We start from the raw sequence: 18,716 nt of genomic DNA, 5'->3' as shown, positions 1-18,716 counted from the left end.
GACCCCTTGTCAAGATTGTGTGTAGATTGCACGTGTCGCGGGGGCTCGGCTAGTATCGGTCAGATAACGGCGCTGCTAGTTGCGATGGCACCGTTAAGGCAAGCTGTCTTTCGAGGCAACTTGGTAGTTTGGAGCCGGGGAAGGCGGTAGGGCCTTTTGACGGATACAACGTCAGATCTGCGTGGTGATGTGCTCAGGGGTGAGGCAGCAACATGCAGAAGGCCCGTAACCACAAGCATTAAAATGGAGTAGCAGCTATGTTGATTCTGACCCGCAGGGTCGGTGAAACCCTGATGATCGGCGACGAGGTGACCGTTACCGTTCTCGGCGTAAAAGGAAACCAGGTTCGCATTGGTATCAATGCGCCCAAGAACGTGGCCGTACATCGCGAAGAGATCTACCAGCGCATCAAGGGCGAGAATGAAGGCGAGGGCGGCAGCTCGGGTGAATCAGGCGCGCATTGATCGCCTCTTTACCTGAAAGGCTCTGACCAGTATCCTTTCCGGCTCCGTGACGCCACGGAAACAGCTTTTTGGAGAGATGCCCGAGAGGCCGAAGGGGCTCCCCTGCTAAGGGAGTATAGGGTCAAAAGCCTTATCGAGGGTTCGAATCCCTCTCTCTCCGCCAGAAACAAAAAAACGCTCTTTTTAGGGCGTTTTTTCGTTTCTGCCAGGGCGATTAATGAGAAGCCTCGAAGGGTTCGCTCGATTCGCGGGTACGAATCAAGCCAGCCGAAGGCTGGTTACGAAGTGCGAAGCACGCTGCAGTGGGTCCATGGATGGACCGGACAATTCCTCCGTCTCTGCCAGACGAAAAGAGCGCCCTTTGTGGGCGTTTTTTTGTCTGAAAAACGATGAGGCGGAAGTTTCCAGCTAGTGCCGCAGTGCATTTTTTTCTTTTTGTTACAGCGAGATATCGCAACGCTACGTCGCCGGAACCAGACATCACTTACAATGGATGGTTTCGGAGAACCGCGATGACTCAACTCGACTCTGCCGGCAGCCGCTTTCGCGCCGCACTTGCCGCCGAAAAACCACTTCAGGTGATGGGCGCTATTACTGCCTACGCAGGCATGATGGCCAAGCGCGTGGGTTACAAGGCGCTCTATCTTTCCGGCGGCGGTGTCGCTGCCAATTCGCTGGGTGTGCCGGATCTGGGCATCAGCACGATGGAAGATGTACTCACCGATGCACGCCGTATCGTGGATGCCACGCAGCTGCCGCTCATGGTCGATATCGACACGGGTTGGGGTGGCGCTTTCAACATCGCGCGCACGATTCGCTCTTTCATCAACGTGGGCGTCGCTGCCGTACACATCGAAGATCAGGTCGGTCAGAAGCGCTGCGGCCATCGTCCCGGCAAGGAAGTGGTGCCGAAGGAAGAAATGGTCGATCGCGTGAAAGCAGCCGTTGATGCGCGCACCGACGCGAGCTTCGTCATCATGGCGCGGACGGACGCCGCCGCCGTCGAAGGCATCGATGCGGCGATAGATCGCGCCTGCGCTTATGTGGAAGCCGGCGCCGACATGATTTTCCCCGAGGCGATGAAGACGCTTGATGATTACCGTCGCTTCCGCGCTGCCGTGAAAGTGCCGATCCTGGCGAATCTGACCGAATTCGGAACTACGCCTTTCTTCACCACCGACGAATTGCAAAGTGCGAACGTAGACATCGCGCTCTATTGCTGTGGCGCCTATCGCGCCATGAACAAGGCAGCGCTGAATTTCTATGAAACGGTGCGTCGCGAAGGCACGCAGAAGAACACCGTTCCTACGATGCAAACGCGCGAAGAGCTGTACGACTTCCTTGGCTACCACGCCTACGAAGACAAACTCGACGAACTGTTTGCAAACCAGAAGTAATTCGTCATTTCGTGTTTGGTGACGCTACCCTGCGTCGCCGAAGTTCAAGTACCGCACCAGGAGCATGATCCGATGAGCGAGCAATCCACCGCCCCCAAGCCGAAAAAATCCGTCGCCCTTTCCGGCGTGGTGGCAGGCAATACCGCGCTGTGCACGGTCGGCCGCAGTGGCAACGACCTGCACTACCGCGGTTATGACATTCATGACCTCGCGGCCAAAGGCAGCTTCGAAGAAGTGGCGTACCTGCTGGTCCACGGCGTTCTGCCGAATTGGGCAGAGTTGAAGGCCTATCGCACCAAGCTCAGGCGCTTGCGTGGCCTGCCCGCGCCGGTGAAGAGCGCGCTGGAATTGCTGCCGGCCGCCACGCACCCGATGGATGTGATGCGCACTGGCTGCTCCGTGCTTGGTACCGTGTTGCCGGAGAAGGAAGATCACAACATCACCGGCGCGCGCGACATCGCCGATCGCCTGATGGCAAGCTTCGGTTCCATGCTGCTGTACTGGTATCACTTCAGCCACAACGGCAAGCGCATTGAAACGGAGACCGACGACGAATCGATTGCCGCGCACTTCCTGCATCTGCTGCACGGCAAGAAAGCGAGCGAGCTGTGCGCACAATCGCTGGATCGTTCGCTGGTGCTGTACGCCGAGCACGAGTTCAATGCATCGACCTTTACTGCGCGCGTGATTGCCGGTACCGGCTCGGACATGTATTCGGCCATCACCGGCGCCATTGGCGCATTGCGTGGTCCCAAGCACGGTGGTGCTAACGAAGTGGCGATGGAAATCATCGCGCGTTATCACAATGCCGCCGATGCGGAAGCGGACATCCGTGCGCGTGTCGAGCGCAAGGAAATCATCATCGGCTTCGGTCACCCGGTTTACACCGTGTCCGATCCGCGCAACGAGATCATCAAGGAGATCTCGCGCAAGCTGTGCGCCGAAGGTGGCAATCCGACCTTGTTCGAAGTGTCCGAACGCATCGAAAAACTGATGTGGGACCTGAAGAAGATGTTCCCCAATCTCGATTGGTATTCGGCCAGCGCCTACCACATGATGGGGGTGCCCACCGCCATGTTCACGCCGCTGTTTGTGATTGCGCGCACGTCGGGTTGGAGCGCACATGTGATCGAGCAACGCGAAGACGGCAAGATCATCCGACCCAGCGCCAATTACACCGGTCCGGAAGATCGCACATACGTGCCGATCGAAAAACGCTGATCACAGGGTTGTCAGGCCGAAGAAAGAGGGAGCGCAAGCTTCCTCTTTTTTTACATTGCGTTGACTAAACATTCGTTTGGCGACGTGCCAATGGTGCATACCTGATGTAGCACGGTTGATACACCCATCCATGCATGACAGTTGTTGCATGAATTGCTGTTGCCACGGCACCTGCGCGTCGACATGTCGTTGAAAACGAACGCGCTGCCATCGTCGGTGTTGCATTCGTGCATCACCACCTGAAGAAACTGACGATTTTCAGATACGTGAATGAGCCGCAATCGACTGATTTCACTACATGTTGCTGACGGTACGTTACCTACGCACGACTGGCACGCGTCTTGCCACATATCGGAGCTTCACGAGTAAAAAACAGGGGGTCAAACCGCATCCGTTCCCGGGAGGAATCAACATGCGCAAGACTCTAATCTTTATGGCAGTGACGGTTGGCTTGGGACTTGCCCTCCCTGCTATGGCTGACGACAACTCCAACCAGAACAACAAGAATCATGGCTCCATCACGAGTTCCAACACCAACTCGAGTACACACTCCAACACCAACACCAACTCGAGCACACACTCCAACGCCGTCGCCATTACTGACAGCGGTGACGACTCCACCAGTAACGGCATGGGCAGTGCCGCCGCGAATGCTGGTAACGCAACGTCGACAGTCAGCGACGCATTCAATAACAGCACAGCAACCGCCAGCAGCGACTTGAGCGGAGAGGTGTCAAATGTTTCTGTCTCCGGCATTGGCAACTGGGCACAGGACAACGGCAATGCCAACGGCGGAAAAGGTGGCAAGGGTGGTGCAGGTCTGGGCGGCATAGCCGTAGATGGCGGTGGCGGATCCGGCGGTAGCGGCGGCAATGCCAATGCTCACAGCGGACAAGCCGGTGGATCGCTCTCCAACAGTGGCGGTGCGTTTGCAGGAAGCGGAGCGAGCGGCGCGGGTGCATCGGGCGATGGCGGCGGAGCCAAGGCCGGTGGCGGCAGCGGTACCGCGACCGCGGGTGAGGGAGAGGGTACAGGCGGTACCTCAACGGCTGGCGCAGCTTCGTCGACGACCGGCAGCAGCAGTTCAATGGGCGGAACGAGCGGAACTGTTGCAAGTGCCGGCGGTGCAGGCGGTGCAGGCGGTGCAGGCGGCACACCCACTGGCGGTAACGGTGCGGGTGGCGCAGGCGGCGCAGGCGGTGCAGGCGGCAGCACCATGGCAGATGCTGGCACCTTCAATATGTCCAACACCATGGACAGCACCGCAGCGGCAGCAGCTGGCATTACGACGATTGCCCAGAACAGTGGCGCAGCTGCGTTGATTCAGCAGGGCGTGACCGTTCAAGCCAATCTGAACGTAGGCGGCCATTGAGTAGCGACTGATCAGCACGGTGAAGCGCGCATCGCTTCACCGTTGCTGTGCGGGCCGACCGGCTGCGCATGCAACCGGTCGGCGCACGGTCGTATTCGATGCGCTCATGCGTTCGGAGTCGTGCCATGTCCCGGTCAACAATCGTTGTGAGTGCGGCAGTGGTATGTGCAATGGGGTTGCCAGGATGGGTGCTGGCGGGCGATCCGCCTGCGAGTGCCGGCAATCCGCCGCGTGGAAGCACTCCTCCTTCTGCCAGTGTGCAGCAAAGCAGTGTCGATATTTTTGGCGCGCCGGTGAGTACCGATACGCTCAAGCGCTACAGCGGTGGCGCGATCACTACCAACAGCACGCAAGCCATCACTGGTACCGTTTCCAATGACAGTGCCTCGCAAGTCGTCACCGGAAGCAACGCCATCACAGGGGATGCTTTTTCAAATGCATCAGGCCTTCCGTCGGTGATTCAGAACAGTGGAAACAATGTTCTGATTCAGAACGGTGTGATCGTCAACGTTGAGATGAAGCCATGAATCGATGGATGCCATCGTTGGCGACGCTCCTCTTCGCGGCGACTGCGGTGAGTGGTGTGTCGGCGGCGACGGTATCTATCAACGATAACTTAGGCCAAACCTACACGATGCATCTGGCAACGCTGAAGGAAGTCAAGTTCCGTAACACGATCCATCAGAAATATGACTTCAGCTGCGGCTCCGCTGCCGTGGCGACGTTGCTGACTTATCAATACAACTTTCCGGTGAACGAGCAGATCGTCTTTGCCCAGATGTACCTGCATGGCGATCGCAGGAAGATCAACAAGGAAGGTTTCTCGCTGCTCGACATCAAGCTTTATCTGGAAAGCATTGGCTTCGATGCGGATGGTTTTCACGCATCGCTGGATCAACTGCAAAAGGCTGGGCTTCCGGCGATCGTGTTGATCCAGGATCGTGGCTATCACCATTTCGTGGTGATCAAAGGCATTCGCTATGGTCGCGTGCTGGTGGGCGATCCTGCGCTAGGTACGCGAGTCATTCCCATCAACCGCTTCAACACGTTGTGGAAGAGCGGACTGTTGTTCGTCATACACAACCGGCGCGAATTCGCACGCTTCAATGCCGACAGCGATTGGCGTTCCGCGCCTGTCGCACCACTGGGCATAGGTATCGACCGGCGCGGGCTGGACACGATCACCATGTCCAAATACGGACCGGGTGACATATGAGGCGGCCTATATCTGCGTTACATCTCGCGCTGCGCATAAGCATTGCGCTCGGAGCATTGGGTTGCGCGGCACTCGCGCACGCACAGTCTGTGCCTTCAGCGCCCATCGCGGTGCATCAGGTGGCCGGTTTTGGATTTCCCGTTCCCAACGCGCGCTTGGACACGGTGCGCGGTGGATTCGATCTGGGAAATGGTCTGGAGGCCTCGTTTGGTATCGTGCGCGCTGTCTACGTCGATGGCGCGCTTGTTTCCTACACGAGCGTGAATGTCCCCGACATTGCGCGCATCACCACGCAACAGGCTACAGCGCTCGCATCGGCGCTTGGCACGGTGAATATACAGATAGGCTCCGGCAATTCCTTCACACCGTCGTCGATGGGACAAACCGCTGGCGCGACGGTGATTCAGAACACGCTGAACAATCAAACCATCAGCAACCTCACCACCCTGAATGTGGGGGTGAATACGCTCAACGCATTCCGCGGCGAAGCTCTGCAGCAAGCATTGCAGAACGCGTCTGTACAAGCCCTTGGACATTGATAGCGATGACATAGCCCAGTTGGGGAACGACATGTGCACAAAGGAAGGGGGAAGGAAGATGGAACCTAAACGCAACCAGTGGGCATGCGCAGCCGGCTGTGCCGGCTTGGTGCTGTTTTGTGGCGTGGCGGTTGGTCAGGATGTGCCGGCATCGTCTTCGTCGGTATCGATACCGACGAAAGCCGATACTGCGTCATCGCCTGTCATTCGGCAGCGTCTAGAAGATCAGGACAAGCGCATTGAAGCGATGCGCAGCCAGATCGACGCGCTTCAACAGCAACTCGCCCAGCAAGCGGCCGATTACAAGGCGTTGCGACATGCTGTCGGCATGGATGAGCTGGACAAACAGCGCGGCGGAAATATTGCAGCTGCGGGCGGCACGGCCACGGCGTTGCCGATGCCGTCGCCGGATGCGGTTCCGGATCAACAAGCATCGCAGCAAACCCCCGCAGCGCCTGGCGCTCCTTCGGAACCGGTCGGACAGGCACCGGCACAGAATTCGCGACCGCCGGAAGTGGCGCCGATCTTCCAGCAGCCGGGTGTGCTGACGCCGAAAAACAAGATCGTCATCGAGCCGGCTTATCAGTTCGGCTATTCAACCGCCGATCGTGTCGCGTTGGTGGGTTACACCATTATCCCGGCGATCCTGATCGGTTTGATCGATGTGCGAGAAGTACGCGACACCACGCAGACCGCGGTGCTGACCGCGCGTTACGGCATCACCAATCGCCTTGAACTGGAAGTGCGCGTGCCTTATGTGGATACGCACGATGACACCGTCAGCCGCGCCGTGCTTACCGGTTCTGCCGTGAACAGCGTGTTCAGTTCCAGCGGCAAAGGACTTGGCGATATCGAAGCGACCGCACGCTATCAGATCAACAACGGTGGCGCCGATAGCGCGTATTACATCGGTTGGTTCCGTTTCAAATCGCGCACGGGTACCGATCCTTTCCAGGTCGTCACCGACTGCGTGACGCGTTGTGTCGAGAACCTCACCGGCACGGGCCTGCCATTGCAGCAACCCACGGGTTCGGGTTTCTATACGCTTCAGCCCGGCGTGACGTGGTTGTTCCCTTCCGATCCGGTCGTGTTCTTCGGTAATTTGAGTTATCTCTATAACGTCGAACGCCACAATGTGTACGAAAACATTTTGCTGGCCGGGCGACAGTATTTAGGTAACGTGAAGATGGGTAACGAGGCCGATATCAGCATCGGCATGGGCATGGCGCTCAACGACAAGGCATCGCTCAGTATTGGCTACGACCAGACGTTTATTGGCACAACGTACGAGAGTAACCAGAAAGTGCCGGGCTCAACCAAGATTTGGTTAGGTTCGCTGCTGATCGGCGGTTCTTATCGATTTAACGAAAAGCGCACGCTGAATTTCACGTTGGGTGTTGGCGTGACACGAGATACGCCTGACGCCACCGTCACCGTTCGCGTGCCGATGATGTACTGATTCGCGCGAGTGTGAAAGTCATCATCATATCGATGATGACTTCATGGAATTTGCGTTGCTTGCCCGCCGCGCGACGTCGACATCACTGAACATACACCCAGCGCAAGGCAGATAAATCCTTCGCGAGTATGTTGTGCGCAAAAAAATCCCGTGCTTTGCACGGTGCGTGCACGTTTGGCATCCCTACTATTTAAGCCGGGGAATCACTCATTACTTCTTGGGAACGCAATGAATCGTTCCGGGCATGCATTTGCCAAAAAAATCCAACAAGGAGACGCACCATGCACCGTACCGCTCGCTTAACCGCTTGCAGCCGAGTCATGTTTGTAGGACTCGCCCTGACAAGTGGTTCTGTATTTGCGCAAAGTACCGACAGTTCAAGCTCCGATACCATTTCCCCTGCACTCGACCGCGTTAGCTTATGGCTGGGTGGCTATTACGCCAATACAAGCACGACGATTGGTGCGGGGCTGAATCAATACGATGTGCATGGCAATCTCAATCTACAGCACGACCTTGGCTTTCCCCAGCACGAGGTCGTACCGCGACTTCGCTTCGACTTCTTGTTAGGCGATAGCCAGGGTTTTTCTTTTGACTATTATCGCGTCGAGCAGTCGCGCACCGGATCAGCAGGCGCAGCCTTCGATTTCGACGGTAATACGTACAATGCGAATGCTTCCATCACCGGCAGGCTTAATTTCGACTTCGGCAGCGCCGCGTACAAATGGTGGTTTGGGCACAGCAGCGACGTATTTGGTGTAGGCCTTGGTGCGGGCTACTACCACATTTTTGCGGGCATCAAGGGCCAAGCGAGCTTGAACGGGAATTTCTTGGGCGAGGCGTCCGCGAGTGCCAGCGAAAACGCCTGGGCGCCTGAGCTCGAGCTTGGCTGGCGTCACGCTTTCACCGACAACATTCGCATGTACTTCAACGCGCAGGGCTTGAAGAAGAACGGCGATCTCGGCGGCCACATCTACGATGGCGCGCTGGGCGTCGAATGGTTCCCCTGGAAGAATGTCGGCTTTGGCGCCGAGTACGATTACACGCGCATCAGCGTGCACGATCGAAAAGAGTATTACCACGATGACGTGGCACTGGATCTCGACGGTCCGTCGGTCTACTTGCGTTTCCGCTTCTGAGGGCGGTGACCCGGAGCCGTTGCGTCTTGCGGGAGTTGCGCATCGGCGCCGGGCAAGGAGGAGGGTCTTTGGCTCGCTCGGCTCAAGCTTTGCGTGTGCGGCGATTGAACAACCATCGCCCGCCGCAAACGGCGACGACCAAAGCAACCTCAAGCACGTGCTTCATCCATCCGTGCGCGGTGAACCAATCGAGCCACAACTTCTCGTGACTGATCATGCGACCAGCTGTCCACGCAATGGCCGCTGCGCCGGCGTAGACGATGATGGGAAAGCGTTCGATCAATTTCAGTATCAGCGTCGAGCCCCACACGACCAATGGAATGCTGATCAACAGACCGGCTACGACCAATCCCATGTGTCCCTTTGCAGCACCTGCGATGGCGAGCACGTTATCCAGACCCATCAGTGCATCGGCGACGATGATCGTGCGCAATGCCGCGACAAAGTTTTCAGCGGGGGCGACGGCGTGCTCGTTGCCGTCGTCGGGTTTCAACAGTTTCCAAGCAATAGGCAACAACAATAGGCCGCCAATCAGCATCAACCCCGGAAGATTGAGCAGATATACCACCAGCAACGTCAGCACGATGCGCACAGCGACGGCGCCAACGGTTCCCCAGAATACGGCGCGTTTCTGCAACTGCTTGGGTAGTTTGCGTGCGGCGAGGGCGATCACAATGGCGTTGTCGCCCGCCAGGACTAGATCCAGCAAAACAATGGTCAGCAGGTCGTATAGCAGGTGAGTGGGAAAGGCCATTGAGATTCCTTGGCGCGCGGGACTCAAGCGGCGACGACGGACGCGCGCGGCCCGCCATCACCGCAAAAGTCTCGTTCGTGGCATAAAACCACCGCGGTGCCCGGAGCGATGTCTCGCTCGTGATGACGTCCACCGCGCGGATGCGGGCTGCTGCATCCGGAACTACTCCCCTTTGGGATGATTCGCATGGATTTTCGAGAGGGCGGCACGGCCGGTCAAGTCGGCGAACGGTGCCTCGGAGCGGTCCGGGCGGCTACAATGTGCGTTTCCCTACACCTGAGACCCTGCCATGAGCGCTCACGATATTCGTTCCGCCAAGCGTCCTGACCCCGATCAGCCGCTCGTCGACATTGCCAACTACGTTGCCGACTACCGGATCGATTCGAAAGAGGCTTACGACACCGCGCGCTACATGCTGCTCGATTCGCTGGCGACGGCGATGATGGCGATGAAGTTTCCCGAATGCGTCAAGCATCTGGGTCCTTTGGTGCCGGGCGCCACGCTGCCGGGCGGCGCGCGCGTGCCGGGCACCAGCCATGAGCTCGATCCGGTGCAGGCCGCGTTCGCCATCGGTACGCAGATCCGCTGGCTGGATTTCAACGACACGTGGCTCGCCGCGGAGTGGGGCCATCCGTCGGACAACCTCGGCGCAATTCTTGCCGTGGCCGATTACCTCAGCCGCAAGGCCGAGCGCGAAGGCGGCAAGCCGCTGACCGTGCACGACGTGCTGACCTACGCCATCAAGGCGCATGAAATCCAGGGCTGCTACGCGCTGCTCAACAGCTTCAACCGCGTGGGTCAGGATCACGTGATTCTGGTTCGCCTCGCCTCTACGGCAGTCGCCACGGCGATGCTGGGTGGCAACAAGGAGCAGATTACGACCGCTGTGTCGCACAGCTGGATCGACAACGGTGCGCTGCGCACCTATCGCCATGCGCCAAACACCGGGCCGCGCAAGAGCTGGGCCGCGGGTGACGCCTGCCGCCGTGCCGTCACGCACGCTATCAACGCCGTCTACCGTGGCGTGGTCGGCTATCCGTCGGCGCTTTCGGCCAAGACTTGGGGTTATTACGACGTGGCCTTCAAAGGCAACGCGTTCCAGTTCGAGCGCCCGTTCGGCAGCTACGTCATGGAAAACGTGCTGTTCAAGATCAGCTTCCCGGCTGAATTCCACGCGCAAACCGCCGTGGAGTGTGCGATGAAGCTGCACAGTCAGGTGGCGGGCAAGCTCGACCAGATCGAGAAGGTGGTCCTTGAGACGCAGGAAGCCGGTTGCCGCATCATCGACAAGACCGGTCCGCTGGCCAACTACGCCGACCGCGACCACTGCATCCAGTACATGGTGGCCGTGCCGTTGATCTTCGGCCGTCTGACCGCTGACGACTATAACGACGATGTGGCTGCCGACCCGCGCATCGACGCCCTGCGCGAAAAGATGGTGGTGACCGAGAACCCGCAGTTCACCAAGGACTACTTCGACCCGGACAAGCGTTACATCGGCAATTCGGTCCAGGTGTTCTTCAAGGACGGTAGCAGTACCGAAAAGGTCTCCATCGACTATCCGATCGGCCATCGCAAGCGCCGTGGCGAAGGTATCCCCGTGCTTTTGAAGAAGTTTGAGGGCGCCATGCGTGGGCATTTGCCGTCGCACCGCGTTAAGGCCATCCTAGAGGCCACGGCGGACCCGGCTAAGCTGGACGCTATGCCCATCCAGTCGTTCCTGGGGCTCTTCACGTTGTAAAGACAGCGTGAAGGGAGAATGTAAGGTAATTCGCAGGGATTTTGCAGATCGTTTAGATTTTGTTAAACTCCGTAATGCCGGGTGCAGTAACTTTCGCAGGAAATTCGTTAATTGGATTCAGAGCCAATAAACGAGGCGCGGATTTTTATCTTGGCGGGAAGTGCCCTAATCATTAAGAAGAGGAGAGATCTGATGAAGCGTAAGGGCCTTTATTTTCTTATTGCTCTTGCACTGGGCGGCGTAAGCGCTGTTCACGCGCAAGACAACACGTCTTCTGCTGCAAGCAGCTCGAGCACCAGCAGCAGCGACACCAGCAGCACTAGCACCAGCGCTCCCGCTTGGCCGAATGGCTTCGATGATCGTTGGTATATCGCTCCTTATGTCGGTGGTTACTACAATGACACCGATCGTGATACGCGCAGCCGTCAGTTCTTCTATGGCCTCGGCGTGGGCAAGTTCATTTCGTCGAACGTGGCGATCGAACTGTTTGTCGATCGCACCAAGCGCAAGGCAGACAGCGACGTGTTCGGTCAGGGCAACACCTGGTCGAACAACAACTACGGTGTGGCCGCACGCTACTTCTTCGGCGATTGGAACTCTTGGCGTCCGTACCTGATGGGTGGCGTGATGGGCAGCTACCACCACAACCCGCTCGATAAGGGTTGGGAACCGGCTGCACAGGCAGGCGTGGGTATTTCCAAGTCGATCACTGACAGCGCCGACTTCCGTGTGGAAGCCGCTTACCGCTACGACTGGGACGACAAGACCCTGCCGCAGAACAACGCCTATGGCGACTGGTACCTGGGCTTTAGCATTGTTGCTCACATCGGTGCGGTTCCAGCGCCGGCTGCTCCGCCTGCACCGCCGCCGCCGCCGCAACCGGATTGCTCCAAGCAGTTCCGCAATGGCGTGAACCTGTGCGACAACAAGTGCCCGGATCTGCCGGAAGGCACGATCGTGGGTCCGGATGGCTGCCCGCAGAAGGTTGTGATCGATCTGAAGGGTGTCAACTTCAAGTTCGACCGTCCGAAGAAGGGCGAGACCAACATCGAGCCGACGCTGGCTGTGCCGAGCAGCGACTCGCTGGCGATCCTCGACCAGGCTGTGGATACGCTCAAGCGCTATCCGCAGGTGCACGTGACGGTGGCGGGTTACACCGACGGCGTCGGTACACCGGCCTACAACCAGGGCCTGTCGGAGCGTCGTTCGAAGATCGTGTACGACTACCTGACCTCGCACGGTATCGATGCAAGTCGTCTGGAAGGTCCGATCGGTCATGGTATGAACGATCCGATCGACACCAACAAGACGGCCGAAGGTCGCGCTCGCAACCGTCGTACGGAACTGCAGGTTCAGCAGTAATCGAACGGCAAGCAACACGAAAAAGCCCGGCGTATGCCGGGCTTTTTCTTTGTATACGCAAAACCCGAGTAGGCTTGCAAGCCGATGCCAGCACCACGTAACCCTTTTTCGAACCAGACGCGCTTCGGTCTCGCGCGAGTGCTCAGCAAGCTTGGCGTGTGCTCACGCAGTCAGGCAGAACGCGCTGTGCGCGAAGGAAGGGTAAGCGTGGATGGCCGCGTCGTGCTGGATCCGGAACGAACTGCCGATCCCGATCGTCAACGCATTTTGCTGGATGGTGAGGCGGTATTCGCCGCCAAACGGGTGTACATCGCGCTCAACAAGCCACGTGGCATGGTTGTGAGTGCAGCCGATGAACAAGGTCGCGACACCGTGTACGAATTGCTCGCGACTTCCGGTTTGCCGTGGCTTGGCCCCGTAGGGCGACTGGACAAAGCGAGCGAAGGCTTGCTGCTATTGAGCAACGATAGCGTGTGGGCAGCACATCTCACCGATCCACGCTTTCATGTCGACAAGACCTATCACGTGCAGATCGACACGATTCCCGACCGGCACGTACTGAATCGGATGATTCAGGGCGTCGCCGACAAAAACGAAACGCTCGCCGCGAAACGCGTATCGCTACTGCGTTCCGGCGAGAAAAACGCATGGCTGGAAGTGGTTCTGGATGAAGGGCGCAACCGGCACATCCGGCGCTTGCTGGAAGCCCAGGGCATCGGCGTCCTTCGATTGATTCGCGTAGCCATCGGCAATCTGGCCCTCGGCGATCTCACCAAGGGCCAGTGGCGGCATTTGAGTGCGGAAGAAGTGGCAGGTTTGCAAACTCACTGATGCCGCCAAGTTGCCTCTCCCCGCAAAGAGAGATGCAACGGGTTCAAGCGCCAATGACACCCAGCGAGCGTGCGACTTTCGTAAACGCTGCAATCGCGCGATCCAGATGTTCGCGCGTATGCGCGGCGCTCATCTGTGTTCGAATGCGCGCCTGACCTTGCGGCACCACGGGATAGAAGAAACCCGTGACGTAAATGCCTTCCTCCAGCAACCCAGCAGCCATGGCTTGCGCCTTCTTGGCGTCGTACACCATCACCGGCACGATGGGATGCACGCCAGGTTTGATATCGAAACCCGCCTTCGTCATCTGTTCGCGGAAATAACGCGTGTTTTCTTGTACGCGCTCACGCAGGTCGCCCGCCGAGCCGAGCATGTCGAACACCTTGATGGCCGCGGCGACGACGTGCGGAGGCAGAGAGTTGGAGAACAGGTACGGACGCGAGCGCTGACGCAGCATCTCGATCACTTCCGCACGGCCGGTCGTGAAACCACCCAGCGCACCGCCCAATGCCTTACCGAGCGTTCCAGTGAAGATATCGATCTTGTCCATCACGCCATGCACCTCGGCCGAACCGCGGCCGTGGGGGCCGAGAAAGCCGGTGCAATGGCACTCGTCGATATGCACCAGTGCGTTGTACTTGGCGGCAAGTGCGGTGATCTTGTCGAGCGGTGCGATAAACCCGTCCATCGAGAACGCACCATCGCTGGTGATCAGCTTGGTGCGTGCGCCTGCCGCATCCGCAGCTTTCAATTGTGCTTCCAGATCGGCCATGTCGCAGTTTGCGTAACGGAAGCGCTTGGCCTTGCACAGGCGAATGCCATCAATGATCGATGCATGATTCAACGCATCGGAGATCACTGCATCTTCTTCACCAAACAGTGGTTCGTACAAGCCACCGTTGGCGTCGAAACAGGCGGCGTAGAGAATCGTGTCTTCCGTGCCGAAGAATTCGGCGATCTTCTTCTCCAACTGCTTGTGCAGATCCTGCGTGCCGCAGATGAAGCGTACCGAAGCCATGCCGAAGCCATGCGTATCCAGCGCATCCTTGGCCGCCTGGACCACGTCCGGATGATCGGCGAGGCCGAGGTAATTGTTCGCGCAGAAATTCAGAACCTTGCGGCCGCCCTGTAGTTCGATTTCGGCCGATTGCGGCGAGGTGATGATGCGCTCGGCCTTGAACAGGCCCTGTTCGCGGATGGATTCGAGTTCTTGGGCGTAACGCGCCTGGCCGGAGTAGGTCATGGGGACATGCCGAGGTGGGGAAAGCACCAATTGTCGGTCTTTCTTGCGCCGGGGGAAACCATGGGCGTGTGAAAACCGAACCCGTCCCACCGAGCGGGTTCATCGCAGGACCTAATGCAATCCGAAGTCGTCGCGTGTGGTTTTGCCCTTATCGTCGATGCCCTTGGCGTCGAGCTTGGGCGCCAGTACAAACACGCGGCCGTCGTCGATCTTGCCGTGCATGTATTGACGCACCGCGTCGGCACGCCGCTCTGCAAGGTGGCGCAGCGCATCCTGATCGACTACGACATTGGCTTCCATGAGTTTGATCATCGTATCGGGCGGCTCCGACTTCGCCAGGCCAACGAGGTCGCGCGGCTTCTTGAACTTGTCGTGCTTATAGGCTTTTTCGAGATACTTGTTGTAATCGTCGGTGCCCGGTTTCACCGGTGCGGCCGTGGCCGCAGCCGTGCCGATGTCATCGGCTTGTTCCTTTTGCACCAGGTCGTCCACCATCACCGTGCGCAAACCGTCCTGATCGAAGGATGGATCGACGCGGCCCGTGACATCCAGCTTCAGATCGGGCTTCTTGGTGAGGATGGTGACAATCTGCGCCAACCGCGAGTTGGCTTGCGCATCGAGCTTGTCCGAACCAGGTGCGAATTCCACGTAGCCCAGGTCCTGATTGCCGCCGCCACCCATTGCGGAGCCCAACAATCGGAACGGCGCGGTCACCGCGCGCTTGATCAGATTGACGAAGGCCTGCCAAATCACGCCACCCAGACTGAAATGCGGATCGTTGAGCGAGCCCGACACCGGCACGTGAATATCGATGTTGCCGTTGGAATCCTTCAACAGCGCGACGGCCAGTTTCACCGGAAGGTGGCTGACACCGGGCCCTTCGATGCGGTCGCCAAAGGTCAGCTGCGTCAGCACGATGTGATTGTCGGCGTTCAACTTGCCCTGATCGAGCTGGTAATGCACATCCATCGTCAGGCGTCCCTTGGTGATGGGATAGCCCGCATATTTGCCCGAATACGGCGACAGATGCGTCAGCTCGATATCGTTCGCTCCCGCCGTGATGTCCAAAAACGCCACCGGTGTGAGCGGATTGATGGTGCCGTTGATGTTCACCGGCGAGTTGTTGTCGATCGAACCTTGCAGCGTGACATCGGCCGGCGTGCCGGTAGTAGCTGTGCCGAATGCGCCGATCTTGCCCGCCAGTTGCGTGATGTTGGCGGTGTAATTGGGTTTGATGAAGTTATCGGTGTAGTTGAGGTTGCCATTGGACAGCACGATTTGACCGATATGAATTTCTGCTGGCGGCGCTGCGGTGGTGCTGGCACTGGCGATGTTCGCCGTTGTCGACGTGCCGCCACCTGCAGCACGCGTGACAACCTTGGGCGGTGGTGGCGGTGCGGTGGCAGCCGGAGCCGGGCCGTTTTGTGCGCGCGTCACTGAAACGGGCGCAGCGGAAGGGTTGGAAACCACGTCCTGGATATTGATGCGGCCGTTGGCGTTGATGATCACACGCGCGTAGAAATCATCCAGCGCGATGCCCCCGATATCGACATGCGGCGCACCGTCGCCCATGCGTACCTTCATGTTGGTAAGCGACAGCGAATTCCAGCGGAGAAAATCGTCGTTGGTAACTTTATCCAGCACATGCACGCGACCCAACACGACGCGGCCCTGATAGTTCACCAGCGGATCGGGCTTGTGATCACGATAACGCCCCCGTCCGTTCAAGCTGAGCAGAGCGGTATCGACGCGAACATTCAGCGGTACCTTCACCAGTGACTCGAAGGGCGCCACGTCCAGACGTGTTGCCACTACACGCAGGTCCGCATCGGCGGGCTGCGGCTTCACCGTTCCGTCAATGTTGAACTTGCCACGGCCTATGCCACCGGCAAGATTCAGTTTGATTGGCTTGTGCATGTCGTCAGACAGATTGTCCAGACCGAACTTGTCGGCTTTGATGACGATGCGCCCATCCTTGTTTGGCAGTGTCGGATCTGTCAGCGCAAACGTGCTTCCATCCACGCCCAGATGCGTAATGCTCCAGTGCCACGACGGCGATGCGGCCGCCTTGCCGTGACTCGGCGGCGAAGATTTCATTAGACGCGTGAGGTCGATGCTCCCGTCCTTCAGGCGGCGCGCATCTATCTTCAAGCCATCCATCGTCACGTTGCTGAGCTGCGCGACGCTGCTGCCGAGATCCAGGTGGGAGATCTCCGTCGTCAGCGCTTGCCATGACACCGGTTTGTGCCCGTGCTGATCCAGCGCGAAGTTATTCACGACGAGTTTGCTGCCATCCATGGTCAGCTCCATCGTCTTGCTCCAATCGGCTTGCAGGTGCATGTCGCCGTCGAGCGTGCCGTTGGCGATCTGCGCATTGAGCATGGGGGGCGCCATGCCCATCAGCGGGTCCAATGCCACGTTGTTCATCGTCACTTCGCCATTGAAGCGGCTGCTGCTCATCAGCAAATTGCCGGTGACGTGCAAATTGCCGCCATTGAGACCGGATGTGAGATCGATGGTGCCCGGTTGCGCCGATACCGTGGAAAGATTGCGGATCGTGCCGGCGAGCCCCTCCAGCGTCAGGCGTGCAGGCTTGCCGCTGGTGAGATCGCTGTATTCAAACGTGCTGTTCTGCAAACCGAGCGTATCGATATGCGCGTCGGTAGGTGGCGTTCCCGGTTTCGGCGGCGGCTTGTCCTTACCGAGCAAGCTGTCGAAATTCGTGCGCCCACCTGGCAACTTTGCGTAATGCAATGTCGCCTGACCAATCTGGATCGCGCCAAAGTGATAGCGCGATACCAGGGGCTCGACATCATCCAGTGTCGCGCTGCCGTGACCCAATTCAAGCAGTTGTCCGTTGTCTTGCCCGGTCAATGCAAAGTTGTCGGCTTGCAACTGACCTTTGAGGATCAATTGCTGCGTTGGCTTTGTATCGATGAAATTCAGCTCGAGATGACCCGACAGTTGTCCGCTGGGAATTTGTGCAGGCAGCGGCTCGGGCACGTAAGCGAGGTAACGCGGCAGATCGAAATGATCCAGCGTGAAACCGATCACCGATTCATGGGTGTCCGCAAACGGTTTGGTCTGACCTTCAATGCGCAACGGGCTGCCATCGACCTGCATGGCAAGCAACGGTTGCACGAAGATATCCACGTCGTGGGGCAGGTTGGCGACGAAGGGAATGCCCAGTTCCAACTGCGAGATGTGGTGCGTCGTGTTTTGCACCTTGTCGTCGAAGGTGATGTCGCCGTTGTGCACACTGATATTGGATAACGCAAAGCGAGCGGGCGAAGCGTTCGGATCCGCAGGCTTCGCGTTGAAGCGTTGGATGATGTCCGCGAAATTGAATGCTTGCGGTCCGGTGCGCGTGATGTGAATCTGCGGCGTTTGCACCAGCAGCTGATCCAGCACCGGCGCCATGTGGAAGACCGAACCCCACGACGCATCCACCACCAGCTGATCCACATCGACGAACGGCGATGTGCCATCCCGATCGGCAATATGCAGCTTGTCCACTTCCACCCGTAGCGTGTACGGATTGAAATGAATGGCACCGATGGAAACCTGACGGCCCAACATGGCGCCGAGCCGCGTCTGCGCCTGAGTCTTGATGATCGAGGGCGCAATGAAGAAGCCGAATAGGCCCAGCAGCACCAGGAATATGACAATGACCAGCGCCGTGATGCGCAGGCCGCGCGATCGATACAGGCCTTTCGCGCGTTCGCGCCCAGCCTCGATCATTGAACCAGGGGACGAATTTCGGTTTGCCATAACCACGATGCTCCCGTGACATCGCGGACCGACCGTGCCCAGCAGTGCTAGCCGTGCACATCCGTAAGCCAAATACTCAAGTCGGCACGCCTGTCAGGGAGTGTAACGTGCAGCGTAGGCATTTGCGCAGCGTTGGCGACGCAGTTCACAAACCTCGTTGCCGGAGAAACGATGTCAAGCACCTTAGCGCCGCCCTCTCGGTGGGAG

General features: G+C 58.4%; 15 protein-coding genes and 1 tRNA gene. 13 read left to right on the top strand and 3 right to left on the bottom strand.

The features are described from left to right. The first annotated feature begins 257 nt into the window (after positions 1 to 257). From csrA to VK725_RS01385, 10 genes are all read left to right on the top strand, one after another. The gene (gene csrA / locus VK725_RS01430) at positions 258 to 464 is read left to right on the top strand and encodes a carbon storage regulator CsrA (RefSeq protein ID WP_325316281.1); all 207 of its coding nucleotides are present in this window, start codon (positions 258 to 260) and stop codon (positions 462 to 464) included. A gap of 70 nt (positions 465 to 534) precedes the next feature. Then, positions 535 to 627, top strand: a tRNA-Ser gene (locus VK725_RS01425). Between the two features lie 349 nt (positions 628 to 976). After that, positions 977 to 1,861 (top strand): methylisocitrate lyase, encoded by an 885-nt coding sequence (gene prpB, locus VK725_RS01420; protein WP_325316280.1) that lies wholly within the window; start codon positions 977 to 979, stop codon positions 1,859 to 1,861. A gap of 72 nt (positions 1,862 to 1,933) precedes the next feature. Then, positions 1,934 to 3,082, top strand: coding sequence for a bifunctional 2-methylcitrate synthase/citrate synthase (gene prpC / locus VK725_RS01415; RefSeq protein WP_325316279.1), 1,149 nt, complete (start codon positions 1,934 to 1,936; stop codon positions 3,080 to 3,082). A gap of 412 nt (positions 3,083 to 3,494) precedes the next feature. Beyond that, positions 3,495 to 4,454, top strand: a complete 960-nt coding sequence (locus VK725_RS01410; protein ID WP_325316278.1) for a hypothetical protein — start codon at positions 3,495 to 3,497, stop codon at positions 4,452 to 4,454. Positions 4,455 to 4,579: 125 nt separating this feature from the next. Continuing rightward, entirely contained in the window at positions 4,580 to 4,981 is a 402-nt protein-coding gene (locus tag VK725_RS01405) for a hypothetical protein (protein WP_325316277.1), read from the top strand. Continuing rightward, positions 4,978 to 5,670 carry a C39 family peptidase gene (locus VK725_RS01400; RefSeq protein ID WP_325316276.1) on the top strand — a complete coding sequence of 231 codons (693 nt, stop codon included), beginning with the start codon at positions 4,978 to 4,980 and terminating at the stop codon, positions 5,668 to 5,670. Before VK725_RS01405 ends, VK725_RS01400 begins: the two co-directional genes overlap by 4 nt. Next, positions 5,667 to 6,209, top strand: coding sequence for a hypothetical protein (locus VK725_RS01395; protein WP_325316275.1), 543 nt, complete (start codon positions 5,667 to 5,669; stop codon positions 6,207 to 6,209). The genes VK725_RS01400 and VK725_RS01395 overlap by 4 nt, the downstream gene beginning before the upstream one ends. A gap of 58 nt (positions 6,210 to 6,267) precedes the next feature. Then, positions 6,268 to 7,668, top strand: coding sequence for an acetate kinase (locus VK725_RS01390; protein ID WP_325316274.1), 1,401 nt, complete (start codon positions 6,268 to 6,270; stop codon positions 7,666 to 7,668). 320 nt (positions 7,669 to 7,988) lie between these two features. After that, the gene (locus tag VK725_RS01385; RefSeq protein WP_325316273.1) at positions 7,989 to 8,807 is read left to right on the top strand and encodes an autotransporter outer membrane beta-barrel domain-containing protein; all 819 of its coding nucleotides are present in this window, start codon (positions 7,989 to 7,991) and stop codon (positions 8,805 to 8,807) included. 82 nt (positions 8,808 to 8,889) lie between these two features. Here VK725_RS01385 and VK725_RS01380 read toward each other — a convergent pair whose 3' ends face one another. Beyond that, entirely contained in the window at positions 8,890 to 9,561 is a 672-nt protein-coding gene (locus tag VK725_RS01380; protein ID WP_325316272.1) for a TerC family protein, read from the bottom strand. Positions 9,562 to 9,850: 289 nt separating this feature from the next. Between VK725_RS01380 and VK725_RS01375 the strand changes: the two genes are divergently transcribed. The 3 genes from VK725_RS01375 to VK725_RS01365 all read left to right on the top strand — a co-directional run bounded on the left by VK725_RS01375 (position 9,851) and on the right by VK725_RS01365 (position 13,495). Further along, positions 9,851 to 11,302, top strand: coding sequence for a bifunctional 2-methylcitrate dehydratase/aconitate hydratase (locus VK725_RS01375; RefSeq protein WP_325316271.1), 1,452 nt, complete (start codon positions 9,851 to 9,853; stop codon positions 11,300 to 11,302). A 192-nt stretch (positions 11,303 to 11,494) separates the two neighbouring features. Further along, positions 11,495 to 12,664: an OmpA family protein gene (locus tag VK725_RS01370; RefSeq protein ID WP_325316270.1), complete on the top strand. Its 1,170-nt coding sequence runs from the start codon at positions 11,495 to 11,497 to the stop codon at positions 12,662 to 12,664. A gap of 84 nt (positions 12,665 to 12,748) precedes the next feature. Next, a complete protein-coding gene (locus VK725_RS01365) occupies positions 12,749 to 13,495 on the top strand; it encodes a pseudouridine synthase (RefSeq protein WP_325316269.1) in 747 nt (248 codons plus the stop codon). Positions 13,496 to 13,538: 43 nt separating this feature from the next. On the opposite strand, the gene kbl is transcribed toward VK725_RS01365, so the two are convergent. Together kbl and VK725_RS01355 are read right to left on the bottom strand one after the other, a co-directional pair. After that, on the bottom strand, positions 13,539 to 14,738 hold the full coding sequence (gene kbl / locus VK725_RS01360; protein WP_325316268.1) for a glycine C-acetyltransferase: 1,200 nt from the start codon (positions 14,736 to 14,738) through the stop codon (positions 13,539 to 13,541). A 111-nt stretch (positions 14,739 to 14,849) separates the two neighbouring features. Further along, positions 14,850 to 18,509 carry a DUF748 domain-containing protein gene (locus VK725_RS01355; RefSeq protein WP_325316267.1) on the bottom strand — a complete coding sequence of 1,220 codons (3,660 nt, stop codon included), beginning with the start codon at positions 18,507 to 18,509 and terminating at the stop codon, positions 14,850 to 14,852. Between the last annotated feature and the right edge of the window lie 207 nt (positions 18,510 to 18,716).

It is taken from the genome of Dyella sp. (assembly GCF_035486915.1).
Classification (GTDB): Bacteria; Pseudomonadota; Gammaproteobacteria; order Xanthomonadales; family Rhodanobacteraceae; genus Dyella_B.
This window is presented reverse-complemented; position numbering and strand designations above follow the sequence as displayed.